Source organism: Nocardia inohanensis NBRC 100128, from assembly GCF_001612945.1.
Lineage (GTDB): Bacteria > Actinomycetota > Actinomycetes > Mycobacteriales > Mycobacteriaceae > Nocardia > Nocardia inohanensis.
In genome coordinates this window covers 495,555-509,263 of record NZ_BDBK01000017.1, presented here as the reverse complement: position 1 = coordinate 509,263, position 13,709 = coordinate 495,555, and the positions used below count along the sequence as shown (strand labels likewise).

At 68.4% G+C, this 13,709-nt stretch carries 12 protein-coding genes; 4 read left to right on the top strand and 8 right to left on the bottom strand.

Annotated features, from left to right (window positions below; translation table 11 throughout):
• Nucleotides 1-20 precede the first annotated feature (20 nt).
• Nucleotides 21-515, bottom strand: a complete 495-nt coding sequence (locus NI1_RS33055) for a MarR family winged helix-turn-helix transcriptional regulator (protein ID WP_067828978.1) — start codon at nucleotides 513-515, stop codon at nucleotides 21-23.
• A gap of 110 nt (nucleotides 516-625) precedes the next feature.
• Between NI1_RS33055 and NI1_RS33050 the strand changes: the two genes are divergently transcribed.
• The 3 genes from NI1_RS33050 to NI1_RS33040 all read left to right on the top strand — a co-directional run bounded on the left by NI1_RS33050 (nucleotide 626) and on the right by NI1_RS33040 (nucleotide 4,200).
• Complete coding sequence (locus NI1_RS33050) at nucleotides 626-1,468, top strand: NAD(P)H-binding protein (protein ID WP_067828975.1); 843 nt, start codon at nucleotides 626-628, stop codon at nucleotides 1,466-1,468.
• A gap of 46 nt (nucleotides 1,469-1,514) precedes the next feature.
• Nucleotides 1,515-2,906, top strand: coding sequence for a DHA2 family efflux MFS transporter permease subunit (locus NI1_RS33045; protein ID WP_067828972.1), 1,392 nt, complete (start codon nucleotides 1,515-1,517; stop codon nucleotides 2,904-2,906).
• A gap of 175 nt (nucleotides 2,907-3,081) precedes the next feature.
• The gene (locus NI1_RS33040) at nucleotides 3,082-4,200 is read left to right on the top strand and encodes a methyltransferase (protein WP_067829309.1); all 1,119 of its coding nucleotides are present in this window, start codon (nucleotides 3,082-3,084) and stop codon (nucleotides 4,198-4,200) included.
• Between the two features lie 95 nt (nucleotides 4,201-4,295).
• On the opposite strand, the gene NI1_RS33035 is transcribed toward NI1_RS33040, so the two are convergent.
• From NI1_RS33035 to rplU, 5 genes are all read right to left on the bottom strand, one after another.
• Entirely contained in the window at nucleotides 4,296-4,796 is a 501-nt protein-coding gene (locus tag NI1_RS33035) for a hypothetical protein (protein WP_067828969.1), read from the bottom strand.
• Between the two features lie 430 nt (nucleotides 4,797-5,226).
• Nucleotides 5,227-6,357, bottom strand: coding sequence for a glutamate 5-kinase (gene proB / locus NI1_RS33030; RefSeq protein WP_174564544.1), 1,131 nt, complete (start codon nucleotides 6,355-6,357; stop codon nucleotides 5,227-5,229).
• 90 nt (nucleotides 6,358-6,447) lie between these two features.
• Nucleotides 6,448-7,902: a GTPase ObgE gene (gene obgE, locus NI1_RS33025; protein ID WP_067829303.1), complete on the bottom strand. Its 1,455-nt coding sequence runs from the start codon at nucleotides 7,900-7,902 to the stop codon at nucleotides 6,448-6,450.
• A gap of 148 nt (nucleotides 7,903-8,050) precedes the next feature.
• Nucleotides 8,051-8,317 (bottom strand): 50S ribosomal protein L27, encoded by a 267-nt coding sequence (rpmA, locus tag NI1_RS33020; RefSeq protein WP_067828966.1) that lies wholly within the window; start codon nucleotides 8,315-8,317, stop codon nucleotides 8,051-8,053.
• Between the two features lie 40 nt (nucleotides 8,318-8,357).
• Nucleotides 8,358-8,669: a 50S ribosomal protein L21 gene (rplU, locus tag NI1_RS33015; RefSeq protein WP_067828959.1), complete on the bottom strand. Its 312-nt coding sequence runs from the start codon at nucleotides 8,667-8,669 to the stop codon at nucleotides 8,358-8,360.
• A 389-nt stretch (nucleotides 8,670-9,058) separates the two neighbouring features.
• Between rplU and NI1_RS33010 the strand changes: the two genes are divergently transcribed.
• A complete protein-coding gene (locus NI1_RS33010) occupies nucleotides 9,059-9,466 on the top strand; it encodes a DUF3224 domain-containing protein (protein WP_067828957.1) in 408 nt (135 codons plus the stop codon).
• 73 nt (nucleotides 9,467-9,539) lie between these two features.
• On the opposite strand, the gene NI1_RS33005 is transcribed toward NI1_RS33010, so the two are convergent.
• Together NI1_RS33005 and ndk are read right to left on the bottom strand one after the other, a co-directional pair.
• Nucleotides 9,540-12,803, bottom strand: a complete 3,264-nt coding sequence (locus tag NI1_RS33005) for a translation initiation factor IF-2 N-terminal domain-containing protein (protein ID WP_439957326.1) — start codon at nucleotides 12,801-12,803, stop codon at nucleotides 9,540-9,542.
• 475 nt (nucleotides 12,804-13,278) lie between these two features.
• Nucleotides 13,279-13,695: a nucleoside-diphosphate kinase gene (gene ndk, locus NI1_RS33000; protein ID WP_067828954.1), complete on the bottom strand. Its 417-nt coding sequence runs from the start codon at nucleotides 13,693-13,695 to the stop codon at nucleotides 13,279-13,281.
• Nucleotides 13,696-13,709: the final 14 nt, after the last annotated feature.

Here is a 13,709-nt window from a genome sequence, read left to right as displayed (position 1 = left end):
GCGGTGTCCGGGCTGCGAGCTCAGCCCGCGGCGTCGCCCATCAGCCCGCGATTCTTCAAGTTCTCGACGGAATCGACGTATTGCAGCATGAGCCGGGCGAATTCGACCCGATCCCGATCACTCCAATCGGCGGTGATGTAGTCGTAAGCCTCGCGCTGATGCTTGCGATACCGCGCCATCAATGCCTCACCCTCGGGGCTCAACTGCAATACCGCTCGTCGCCCGTCCTGCTGTGAGGGCACCCGGATGAGATAACCGGCCTTGATGTTGTCGGTGACCATGCGGCTCGCCACCGAGGGATCGACGCCCAGATGTTCGGCGACCCCGCCGACACTGACCTCCGCACCCGGCTCCTGCCCGCGTTCCAGGACGACGTTCAACACCAGCGTGCGCGACATGTCCTTGGCCGAGACCGGGTTCTCCACCTCGCGCAGCACTCCGCGCCGCAACTTCCCGAATGCCGGTCCGACGGCATCGAGCAGCTCATCGTCGGTTCGCGGGTCCCTAGCAGCCATGTGCACATCGTATATCCATGAGGGTTTGAAGACATGTGTTGACTCGCAATCGTGTGCATGCTTACATACATATGTCATCAAGCACGGATTTACTAGCGAATGGAGAACCCATGACCACCCTCGTCATCGGCGCCCGCGGCAAGATCGGCCAGACGGTCATCGACCGCCTGCACGCCGCCGGCCTCCCGGTCCGCGCCGCCAGCGCCGCCCCGACCGAAGTCACCGTCCCCTCCGGGGTCGAAGTCGCCGAACTGCGCCTCGACGCCCCCGAAACCTTCACCGCCGCACTGAAAGACGTGCGCCAGGTCTTCCTCTACGCCGAACCCGCGGGCATCGACGCCTTCGTCACCGCCGCCCGCGCCGCCGGCGTCGAGCACATCGTGCTCATGTCCTCGTCCTCGGTTCTCGCCGACGACGCCGAATCCAGCCCGCTCGCCGCCCACCACCTGGCGGTCGAAAAGGCCCTGGCCGCTTCGGGTCTCACCGTCACGGTGCTGCGCCCCGGCGCTTTCGCCAGCAACTCCCTGGGCTGGGCCTACTTCATCGGCAACGACCTGCCCATCGAGCACCCCTACCCCGACGCCCGCATCGCACCGGTCCACCCGGCCGATATCGCAGATGTCGCCGTCGCCGCGCTGATCGGCGATATCGCCCCCGGCGGCGCCTTCTACCTCACCGGCGCCGAGCAGCTCAGCTTCCGCGAACAGCTCGCCATCCTCGGCGAGGCCATCGGCCGGGAGATCCCGATCGTCGAGATCAGCCGCGAGGCCGCGCTCGAGCAGATGGGCCGCCAGATGCCGACCACCCTCGCCACGTCCCTGCTCGACTACTGGGCCTCCGCCACCGCGACGCCCGAAAACGTCGCCGACACCACCGAATCGGTGCTCGGCACGCCCGCCCGCAGCTTCGCGCAGTGGGCCCGTGAGAACGCATCCGCCTTCTCGCGCTCCTGATCCCGGCCGCGCCACTCGCGAGGTCCCCTATCCCCCAAGGGATTCCATGTCCACGATCATGGCCCCCACATCGCAGAGCGGCGTCCGCGCCCGCTGGGCCATCCTCGCCGTCATTCTCTTCGCCGAGATCCTCGATCTCCTGGACTCCACCATCACCACCCTCGCCGCCCCGACCATCGCCGCCGATCTCGGCGGCGGTGCGGCCCTCGTCCAATGGCTCGGCGCCGCTTACGCTCTCGCCATGGGCGTGCTGCTGGTCGTGGGCGGCCGCCTGGGCGACAAATTCGGCCGCCGCCGGTTGTTCCTGATCGGCATCGCCGGCTTCACCATCGCCTCCGTCGCCTGCGGCCTCGCCTTCGACCCGGCTTCGGTGATCACGTTCCGTGTCTTGCAGGGCGCGTTCGGCGCGCTACTCATCCCGCAGGGCTTCGGGATTCTCGGCGCGATCTTCCCCCGCGCGGAACTGGGCAAGGCGTTCGGCGTCTTCGCTCCCGCCCTCGGACTCTCCGCCGTGTGCGGGCCCATTCTCGCCGGATTCCTCATCGACGCAAACCTTTTCGGCCTCGGCTGGCGTCCGATGTTCCTGATCAATATCGTGCTCGGCGGGCTCGCCACCGCACTCGCCGTCCGGCTGCTGCCCCGCGATGACGGCGACCGGGCCGTCCGCGTCGACACCATCGGTTCGATACTGCTCGCCGCCGCCATGCTCGGGCTGCTCTACGGGCTCATCGACGGACCCGGAACCGGTTGGGCGCCGCGCTCGATCATGTCCCTCACCGCGGGTCTCGCCTGCTTCGCCGTGTTCTGCCTGCGCCAGCGGCACGCCGCCGCTCCGCTGCTGGAGCCTTCGCTGCTGCGCAATCGCGGCTTCACCTCCGGCCTGCTGCTCGGGCTGCTCTACTTCGCGGCCACCGCCGGGCTCATGTTCGTGCTCTCGCTGTACATGCAGAATGTGCTGCACCGCAATCCGACTCGGACCGCACTCAGCTCGGCCCCGCTGGCGGTCGGCATCATCGTGGCTTCCATCGCGGGCCATCAGCTACTCGAAAAGCTGGGCCGCACACTGGTTCTCATCGGTCTGGCATCGACCCTGACCGGCACCCTCACGCTGCTCACCCTGGTGGCGGCCACCGATCCCACACCCACCACCCTGATCGCACCGATCTTCCTGACCGGGCTCGGTCTCGGCGCCTGCTTCGGCAGCATCTACCGCGTCACCCTCGGCGATATCGACCCGGTCGAATCCGGTAGCGCGAGCGGCTCGCTGTCGGCCGTGCAGCAGCTCGCCAACAGCATCGGCGCCGCCGCCGTCACCACCGTCTACTTCCACACCACCGGCGGCGCGACCGCCGCACTCGCCACCGTCGCCGTCCTCACCGCCGCCTGCTGCGCGCTGGCTCTCCTGCTGCCCCGCACCGCCGCGGCCGCAGCGCACTGACACTCCGACCGACACGCGGGCCATCACGATGACCCGCGTTTTGTCGTATCCGGCCCGGGAAACGGCAGGTACGAGGCAGTGCGGGGGCGTAGGCTCACCAGCAGATTCGCCGAGTTCGACAACAGCCAGCTGCGGTTCGAAGAGGTTCCGGCAGTCACAACCGTGGGGGTTGATCATGAGCGCAGCGTCGAAGGTTCCGCCGATGTTCGTGGTGCGCATGGTCGGCCGGTTCCGGGACGCGCTCGCCGCGCTGCACCGGCGGACCGCGCCGGCGCATATCGCGCTGCTCGAACTGCATATGACCGGGTACCTTTCCGTCGCGATCGGAGCCGCCGCGGAGCTCGCGATCGCCGATGAACTCGCCGCGGGCCCGCGACAGGCCGGTGATCTCGCACGCGCGGTCGGTGCCGACGAGGACGCGCTCCGCCGGCTGATGCGCTTGCTGATCAGCTTCGACATCTTCGAGCAGCGGCGGGACGGGGCCTATCGGCTCAATGGGCTGGCGCAGGCGCTGCGCAAAGACGCACCCGTCTCGCTACGCGACCTGTTCCTGTTCTTCGGCAGCGACTATCACCGCACGCATTGGACGCATCTGGTGGACGCGGTGCGGACCGGGCAACCGGTCGGGGCCGCGCTGGACGGCAAACCGTTCTTCGAATACACCGCCGAGCATCGCGAGATCGGCGACCTGTTCGATCGGGCCATGACCAGCGTCAGCACCCTCTCCGTGGAGCCGCTGCTCGCCGCCTACGATTTCGGGCGGTTCGGGACGCTGGTGGATCTCGGTGCGGGACAGGGAAGTCTGCTGATGGAGATCCTGCGGCGCACCGAGGCCGCACGCGGGATCATCTTCGATCTGCCGGATGTGGTGAGCGGACTGCCGGAGGAGATCGCGGCCGCCGGACTGGACGGCCGGCTCAGCGTCGAAACCGGGTCCTTCTTCGAATCGGTGCCGAAAGGCGGTGACGCCTACCTGCTCAAGCACATCATTCACGACTGGTCCGACGAAGAGGCCGAACAGATCCTGCGCACCGTCCGCGCCGCCATGGAACCCGATGCCAGCCTGCTCATCGTCGAAATCGTGCTGCCGGAACACCAGCGCCCGCACGCGGGCAAGTTCATCGACCTGGAGATGCTGGTCAATGCGACCGGCCGCGAACGCACCGCGGAGGACTTCCGAAAACTGCTGGAGCGCAGCGGATTCACCCTGCATCGCGTGGTGGCGACGGTATCGCCCGACAGCGTCCTGGAGGCCCGCCCGGCCTCGAACGCGGCCGGCACGCCCGCACGGTGATCAGCCCCCTGCGCTGATCACCGTGCCGGACGCCTCGGCCGCTACCCGATCGCGACCGAATCCACCGAGCCGCAGCGCATCCCGCCGCCGCCTGCTCAGGCGCTACGCCGTACCCGGTACTCGACCACGCCCTCCACCCGATCGGTCCATCCATCGGCCATCTGCGCCAACAGGAACCAGGCCGCGTGCACCTCTTCGTCGGAGACTCTGGCCGCGGTCTTGAGCAGGTGCACGGCGCGCACGTGCGCGGCGGCCATGGCATCGACCACCGCTCCGAGGGATTCGGCCTGCGTCGGTCCCCTCCGCCGCGCCCTGCCCGCCACCCATTCGTCGATACTGGTCACGACCCGCGCGCGTAGCTCGTCGATGCCGCCGGCGTCACCGGGCGAATGCCGGCGCGCCAGATGAAGTTCGGCGAGCGACCGCGCCCAGCGGGTCACCGGATGGTCATCGGACTGATCCCCGATATGGCCGCAGAAGGCGGCCAGCAGTTCATGCCAGTCGGGCAGGAGGGGACGGCTCCCGAAGAGGGCGCCATCGACGACATTCTCACGGCCGCTCGCCCACTGTGTGCTGTCCGGTTGCGGTACGTACATACCTACCTCCACGCTGCGGGCGCACCCGGTGCCGAAAACGGCTGCCGGACCGCGAGCCCGGCGCGGCAAGGGCGGACCGCGCCGGATCCGGGCAACCGCTATCGGCGAAGGGCACATCTCGATACGGCACCGGGTGCAACTACAGAATGACCCGGCCGCGCCGCCCGCCCACTGCCCTTCCCTCGCCCCTCCACTGCCTCTCTTCCGCCGCGCCGCCCGACACGCGGTATAAGACCAACCGCCCAGTATTCGCTGTGATTCTCTGTCTGCCGCAACGAAACTCACACGTAACGCAAACGTCCGCCGACTGGTGTTGACATCGACAATCGGACATTTCGCGCATGCCACGCCCGGGCCGCGACACGCCAAAAGTGGCCCGCCAGCGACCTTCTGGCATACGGCGCGCCCGGATGGCTCGCTGGATTACAGATCAGACCTTGACCAGATCGTCAGCGTGGACGACCGGGCGCTTCATGCTGTCGGGCAGATCCGAGGTGGAGCGCCGCTTCATCGTTTCGAGTTCGTCGCTGTCATAGGCGACAACCCCCCGTGCGATTACCCGACCATCAGGGGCGATGAGGTTGATTACGTCGCCGCCGTAGAAGTGGCCGTCGACCGCGGTGATACCGGCGGCCAGGAGCGAGTGACGCCGGTCGGCTACTGCCGCAACAGCTCCGGAGTCCAGGTGCACCGCGCCCACGCTGTCGGCGGCGTGCCGGACCCAGAATTTGCGAGCCGACAACCGGACCGGCCGGGCAGCGAAGGCGGTGCCGACCGTGGCGCCGGAGAGGGCGGCTTCGGCTTCCGAGGCGGCGGCCAGCAGCACGGGGACGCCGGCATCCGCGGCAAGACGAGCGGCCGAAAGCTTCGAGGCCATACCGCCGGTGCCCAAAGCGCCTCCGCTACCGGCGATTACACCGTCGAGATCGGCGCTGGAGCGGACTTCCGGAATGAAGTTGGCGGCACCCTTGCGGGGGTCGCCGTCGTAGAGCCCGTCCACGTCGGAGAGCAGGATCAAGGCGTCCGCGCCTACCAGGTGGGCTACCAGGGCGGCCAGGCGGTCGTTGTCGCCGAAGCGGATCTCTTCCGTTGCGACAGTGTCGTTTTCGTTCACCACCGCGACGGCGTGCAGGGAGCGGAGACGGTCCAGGGTGCGCTGGGCGTTGCGATGGTGTTCGCGGCGGCCGAAATCGCCTGCGCTCAAAAGGACTTGGCCGACCACGCGGCCGTAGCGGGCGAAGGAGGTGCCCCAGGCGTGCGCCAGGGCCAGCTGACCCACGCTCGCCGCGGCCTGTTTGGTGGCGAGATCCTTCGGTCGCTTGGACAGCCCGAGCGGGGCCATGCCGGCACCGATCGCGCCGGAGGAGACCACGACCAGATCCGAGCCCGCGCGCATGCGCGACTCCACCGCATCGGCCAGCTTGTCCAGGCGGTCGGTGTCCAGACCACCCTCCAGGCTGGTCAGCGCCGAGGACCCGATCTTCACGACCACGCTGCGCGCCGTCGCGATCGCCTGCCGCGCCTCACTGAGTTCCGTCACCCGCGTACCGGTCGAACCCACTTGCACCACACCTCGATTCGCCCGCGCCGCGCGCCCCGCGCGACGCCGCACCCGAATTCTCGTCCACCCGCGTCGCCGCGGATCTTGTTGCTATTCCTCGTCTTCGGCGACCAAGCCGCGGCGCACACGCGAGGCGTGCTTGCGCTCGGCGGCGCCGATGCGTTCGGTCTGATCCAGGCGCGGGTCGACGCCGCGACGGGTCAGCAGGGTCTCCACACCGGCGGAGATCGACGGCTCCCAGTCGAAGCAGTAGTCGGCGATCGTCACCGACGCGCCCGGCTCGGCACCCAGCTTGACCAGCTCGTCCTCGACGCCGAGGCGGGCCAGGCGGTCGGCCAGATAGCCCACGGCCTCGTCGTTCTCGAACTGGGTCTGACGCACCCAGCGCTCCGGGCGCTCGCCGATGACGATGAAGCCGCCCTCGACCTCCGGATCCGGAATGACCTTGAAAGCGCTCTCGCCCTTGGCGATCGGGCGGATGATCGGCCGCTTGGCCTCCGCCTTCGGGTGCGCCTTGCGGTACTCGTCGACCATTTCCGCCAGCGCGAAGGTCAACGGGCGCAAGCCTTCCCGGCTCACCGCCGAAATCTTGAACACCGGCCAGCCGCGCTTGGCGAACTCCGGCAGCACGAAATCGGCGAGCTCGTCGGCATCGGGGATATCGGCCTTGTTGAGAATGACCACGCGCGGCCGGTCGGCCAGATCGCCGAGGCTCGCGTCACCCTTCAAAGCGGGCTGGTAGGCGGCCAATTCGGCCTCCAGGGCATCCACATCGGAGATCGGATCGCGACCCGGTTCCAGGGTGGCGCAGTCCACAACGTGCGCGAGCACCGCGCAACGCTCCAGATGCCGCAGGAAGTCCAGACCCAGACCGCGGCCATCGCTCGCGCCGGGGATCAGCCCGGGAACGTCGGCCACGGTGAAGGTGGTGTCACCCGACTGCACCACACCGAGATTCGGCACCAGCGTGGTGAACGGGTAGTCGGCGATCTTCGGCTTGGCCGCGGACAGCACCGAAACCAGCGACGACTTACCGGCCGACGGGAAACCCACCAGGCCCACATCCGCCACCGACTTGAGTTCGAGCACCAGCTCGCGCTCCTGCCCGGCCTCACCGAGCAGCGCGAAACCGGGCGCCTTGCGCGCCTTCGACACCAGACCGGCATTGCCCAGACCGCCGCGACCACCCCGGGCCGCGACGAAACGCGCGCCGGCGCCGATCAGGTCGGCCAGCACCTCGCCGTCGGTGTCCATCACCACGGTGCCGTCCGGCACCTTCAGCAGCAGCTCTTCACCCTGCTTGCCATTGCGGTTGCTGCCCTCGCCGGGCTTGCCGTTGCCGCCCTTGGCATGCGGATGGAAGTGGAAGTCCAGCAGCGTGTGCACATTGGGATCGACCTCGAGGATCACGTCCCCGCCGTTGCCGCCGTTACCGCCATCGGGTCCACCCAACGGCATGAACTTCTCCCGGCGCACCGAAGCGCACCCGTGCCCACCCTTGCCCGCGCTCACGTGCAGCACGACGCGGTCGATGAATTTGGACATATCGGTGATCATCCTCCTTCAGGACTAGTCGTGTTCACCGTGGGCCTTCGTGTCGAGGGCACGGCGTCGAAACAAACGAAAGCGGGTCAGGGTTGCTTCAACCCTGACCCGCTTCGGAAAGCTAGTGGAGCGAACTCCGGTGCGCCGGTCAGGCGTTCACCGGCTCCGGCACCACGATGTTGACGGTCTTGCGACCACGCTTGGTGCCGAACTGCACGGCGCCCGCCTCGAGAGCGAACAGCGTGTCGTCGCCGCCACGGCCGACGTTGACGCCGGGGTGGAAGTGCGTGCCGCGCTGGCGAACCAAGATCTCGCCGGCCTTGACGGCCTGACCGCCGAAGCGCTTCACGCCGAGCCGCTGGGCATTCGAATCGCGACCGTTGCGCGAGCTGGATGCACCCTTTTTATGTGCCATGACTAACTCCTCGTGCCGGGGTGACGAACCCCAAGTCGGATTACTTGATGCCGGTGACCTTCAGGACCGTCAGCTTCTGACGGTGGCCCTGACGCTTGTGGTAGCCGGTCTTGTTCTTGAACTTGTGGATGCGGATCTTCGGGCCCTTGGTCTGTTCGACGACCTCGGCGGACACGGAAACCTTCGCCAGCTTGTCAGCATCGGTGGTCAGCTCGGAGCCGTCAACGACGAGCACCGGCGCCAGCGACACCGCAGTGCCCGGCTCACCCTCGATCTTCTCGACCTTCACCAGGTCACCCACCGCGACCTTGTACTGCTTTCCGCCGGTCTTGACGATCGCGTACGTTGCCATCGGTCGGCTGCCCTTCTTTCTTTTCAAGTGCCTCAGCGCTAGCTCGGCACTCTGCTCACACGGCTGGCATCCGATTCGCATCGGAAACCGCCGTAGCTGGTCTGTGGTATTCACCGCCGCCTCGAGCCATTGGTCCGTAATCCGAACCGGGGCCCGCGCTCTCACAGCACTAGTCAGAACAGAGTGCCGTCGCAAGGGGGCAGCGACTGGTCAAGACTACAGGACATGCCCGACCCCTCCAAACCGGGGTAAGACCAACTCTCGTAGCTCTCGGGGCCCGCGCCCCCGAACCCCCTCGAGATTCGAGCGAGCAAGCCCCCACACCCACTCCCCGGGGTGCTGACGCTTTCTTACAAGAGCGTCGCACGCTGGGTCGATACGCTCGATTCATGCGAGCTACCGGCACCTTCACCGTCAAGTCCTTCGTCCCCGCCGAGATCACCGCCGAACCCGTCATCCCCACCGCCGTGCCGGTCGGGCTGGCGGTTATCGAGAAGCAGTTCGAGGGCGAGGTGGTGGGGCGTTCCACAACTCTGTTCACGTCCGCGTTCGACCCAGCGGCGGGAGCGGGCACGTATGTGGCGATGGAGTCCTTCGAGGGATCGCTGAACGGGGTGGCGGGGAGCTTCAATTTCGTGCACTCGGCGACCACCACGGGCGATGACCGGACCGCGCCGTTCTTCACCATCGTTCCCGTCAGCGGGACCGGCGGACTGGCGGGCATCAGGGGCACCGGTGACCTCGTCATCGATGACGACGGCACCCATCACATGTGGTTCGAGTACGAATTGGGCTGAGCCGCACCCATATCGGCAGAAAAGCAGTGGCCCCGCCGGGAAACGGCGGGGCCACTGTGGTTTCCACGAACCGCTAGTTCGCGTCCTCCGGCGCACCGGCCGGGCGACCGGCGGCACGACGGCGCGGGCGAGCCCGCGGCGGGACCGCGACCGGAGCCAGGTCCTCGAGGTTCAGCGCGGGCGTCTGCGGCTGATCCGTGCTGGACAGCACGAACACCGCACCCTTGCTCTCCGAGGTCGGCGCGGCGGCGGTACGGGCCACCCGGCGACGGCTACGACCACGGCCCGAAGGCGTTTCGTTCCCGGTCTGCACGCCGGAGGCGGCCTGCTCCTCGTCCACCAGCACGGCGGCTTCGGCCCCGGCGGCCACGGCATCGGCCGCGACCACGGCATCGGCGGCCGCCGATGCTGCGGCGGTGACCCCGCCCGTGTGGGTGCCGTTCGACGACGCGGCCGGGGCGGCATCGGCCTCGGCCTGCGCGGCCTCGGCCACCTTCGCCGCGGCGGCCGCCGCGATCTGCGCTTCCGCCGCCGCGTTCTCGGCGGCGGTCACGATCTGCGCGGCAGCGGCGACGGTGTCGGCCTCGGTCGCGGTACCGGCTTGCGCCAGTTGCACATTCGCCAGGTCGGCGGCGTGCAGGGCGTCGTCGGTCGCCGCGTGCGCGGCATCCTCGGCCTGATGCGCGGCCATCGCCATCGCGACCGGGTGGGCCCGCCGGGCGGCGGCCTTCTCGGCCTCGTGCTCGTGCTCGTCGCCCTTGTCGAGCTTCTCCTCGACGGGAGCCTCTGCGACAGGCGCGGTTTCGGGCGCGGCATTGCGATCCTTGCGGCGGCGACGCGAACCCTCGCGACGACCCACACCCTCGCCCTCGGCGGCCGGAGACGCCTCGACGGGGTAGTTGTGCACCAGGATGCCGCGGCCGTGGCAATGCTCACAGGTGGTGGAGAACGCCTCGACCAGGCCGGTGCCCAGCTTCTTACGGGTCATCTGCACCAGGCCCAGCGAGGTGACCTCGGAGACCTGATGGCGGGTGCGGTCGCGGCCCAGCGCCTCGGTGAGGCGGCGTAGCACCAGGTCCCGGTTGGATTCCAGCACCATGTCGATGAAGTCGACGACGATCATGCCGCCGATATCGCGCAGCCGCATCTGACGGACGATCTCCTCGGCCGCCTCCAGGTTGTTGCGGGTGACCGTCTCCTCGAGATTGGACCCACCCGACCCGGTGAACTTGCCGGTGTTGACGTCGACGACCGTCATGGCCTCGGTGCGATCGATCACCAGGGTGCCGCCCGAGGGCAGCCACACCTTGCGATCGAGAGCCTTGGCCAGCTGCTCGTCGATGCGCAGGCTGCCGAACACGTCGACGCCGGTGCCCTCGTAGCGCTCGACGCGGTTGAGCATGTCCGGTGCGACCGTGCGCACGTAGTTCTCCACGGTCGTCCAGGCGCGCTCGCCCTCGATGATCAGCTTGGAGAAGTCCTCGTTGAACAGGTCGCGAACCACCTTGACCAGCAGGTCCGGCTCTTCGTACAGGGTCTTGGGCGTACCCGACCCCTGCTTGGCCTGCTCCTCGATGGTGCGCCAGGTGGCTTGCAGCCGTTCGACATCGCGCGCCAGCTCGGGCTCGCTCACGCCTTCGGACGCGGTGCGGATGATCACGCCGGCGTCCTGCGGCACGATGTCGCGCAGGATCTCCTTGAGCCGCTTGCGCTCGGTGTCGGGCAGCTTGCGGGAGATACCGGTCGAGGTCCCGCCCGGCACATACACCAGGAAGCGACCGGCCAGGCTGATCTGCGTGGTCAGGCGAGCACCCTTGTGGCCCACCGGATCCTTCGAGACCTGCACGAGCACGGTGTCACCGGGCCGGAGCGCCTGCTCGATCTTGCGCTCGCGACCGCCGAGTCCGGCAGCGTCCCAGTTCACCTCGCCCGCGTACAGCACGCCATTGCGGCCACGGCCGATATCGACGAACGCGGCTTCCATGGACGGCAGCACGTTCTGCACCTTGCCCAGGTACACATTGCCGACCATGGACGCGGAACCGGTCGAGGTCACGAAGTGCTCGACCAGAATGTTGTCCTCGAGCACCGCCACCTGGGTGGTGGAGGTCGGGTGTTCGGCGAAGTGCTTCTCGCGCACCACCATCACGCGATCCACGGCCTCGCGGCGAGCCAGGAACTCCGACTCGGTCAGGATCGGCGGGCGGCGGCGACCCGCGTCCCGCCCGTCCCGGCGGCGCTGCCGCTTGGCCTCCAGGCGGGTCGAACCGCTGATGCCCTGGACCTCATCGGACTGGGCGGCAGCGGCGGCGGCGCGGCGCTTGCTGCGCGGCTCCCGCTCGTGCACGACCGTGTTCGGCGGATCGTCCTCGGCGATCTCGGGCTCGTTGTCCTCCCCGCCCTTGCGGCGGCGACGGCGCCGGCGGCGACGGCTGCTCGAGCCCTCGGGCATGGCGGCCGAGTCATCGTCGTCATCGTTGTCGGAATCGGAGTCGTCGGCGTCGGTGGTGTCGGCGGTGACGGTCTCGTCGCCCTCGCCATCCTCCGACTCGTCGGAGTCGCCGTCCGGGTGCTGTTCGCCCCGGCCCCGGCCCCGGCCGCGACGGCCCCGGCGACGCCGCCGCGAGGTGCCCTCGCCGCGCTGCTCCCGGTCCTCGCCGTCCCAGTCGCCGTCGTCCTCGGTCTCTTCGACCGCGGGCTCCTCGACGACCGGCGGCTTCTCCTCCACGACCGGCGCTTCGGCCTTGACCTCTTCGGCCTTGGCCTTGCGCTCGACGCGGCGCTTGCGGCGCGTCTCCTCGACGGCGGCGGCGTCCGGCGAAATGAACAGCGGGGCGGCCACGGCGGCCGCCGGCTGATAGGTCACCGGCTCCTCGACCTGCGGTGCGGCCTGGAAGGGATTGGTGAACAGACTCTGCTGCTTGGCTGCCGGAGCGGGTTCGACGGCGGCCTCGGCCGCCTCGACTTCCTCGGCGGCCAGTTCGTCGGCGGCCCGGTCGTTGCCATCGGCAATGGCCTGGTCGACCGTGGTTTCGGTGATGGGTTCCAGATCGGCGGTCACGGCCGTATCGACCGTGCGCGGCCCGAAGGCGTCACGGACGGTTTCGGCGACCGTGCGATCCAGACTCGATTGCGGACTGCGTGCTTGGGCGCCCATTTCGGTGAGATGGGCCAGGATGCGCTTGCTGGTGGTGCCCAGCAGCTTCGCCAGTGCGTGCACTCGGATCCGTTCCGGCAACTGTTCGGCAGCCGGATTGGTGTCAGTCGAGTCTCGACCGACACCAGCGGCCTCCCCTGCGTTCACCTGCGATGCTTCTTGCGGCTCTTGATCGGCCACGAATTCTCCTCGGAGACCCCCGGGCGCGTCCCTCCGAGGAGTGACGCGGCCGACGCGGGGGCGCTGTCTGTGGCGTCTCGAACCCGGGAGGGCACGAGACGTAATGGTCTCCGCTCCACGTGGCCCGGGTATCACCTGTGTTGTCGTCGTTCGGGCTAGCTGGCCACGGGGTGCCTGGCTGTTTGGCTCGACTCCGCGTTGCGAGCGTTCATCCAGCGTGCCTGTCCGACAGCCGAGTCTTGGAAGCCGTCGGCGGCAGCGATGATCGTCCGTCGCTCCGCGGTGTCAATCGAAGGTGTCCGGTACCTGCCGCAAACGGTGGGCGTCGGTCACTTCCGTAGTCAGTATCCCACACGACCTCGGGGCGTCGCGCCCGCGCGGGCTTTCAGGGCCACTCGCGCGTCGGTGGGCGGAGGTAGCGGAGTGCGACCTCGTACCGGTTGGTACGAGGTCCGCAAACTTGGGATCCGCTACTTCAGAGGGTGAAACCCGGGAACCAGATCGCGATCTCACGCTTGGCGGACTCGGGCGAGTCGGAGCCGTGGACCAGGTTGTACTGGGTCTCGAGGGCGTAGTCGCCGCGGATGGAACCGGGGACGGCCTTCTCGACCGGGTCGGTGCCGCCGGCGATCTGCCGGAAGGCGGCGATGGCGCGGGGGCCTTCCAGGACGGCCGCGACGACCGGACCGGAGGTGATGAATTCGATCAGCGAGCCGAAGAACGGCTTCTCCCGGTGCTCGGAGTAGTGCTCGACCGCCACTTCCTCGGAGACGTTCACCTGCTTCAGGGCGGCGATCTTCAGACCCTTGCGCTCGATGCGGGTGATGATCTCGCCGATCAGGCCGCGGGCAACGCCGTCCGGCTTGATGAGTACCAAAGTCTGCTCAGTCACGCGGTCAGCCTAAT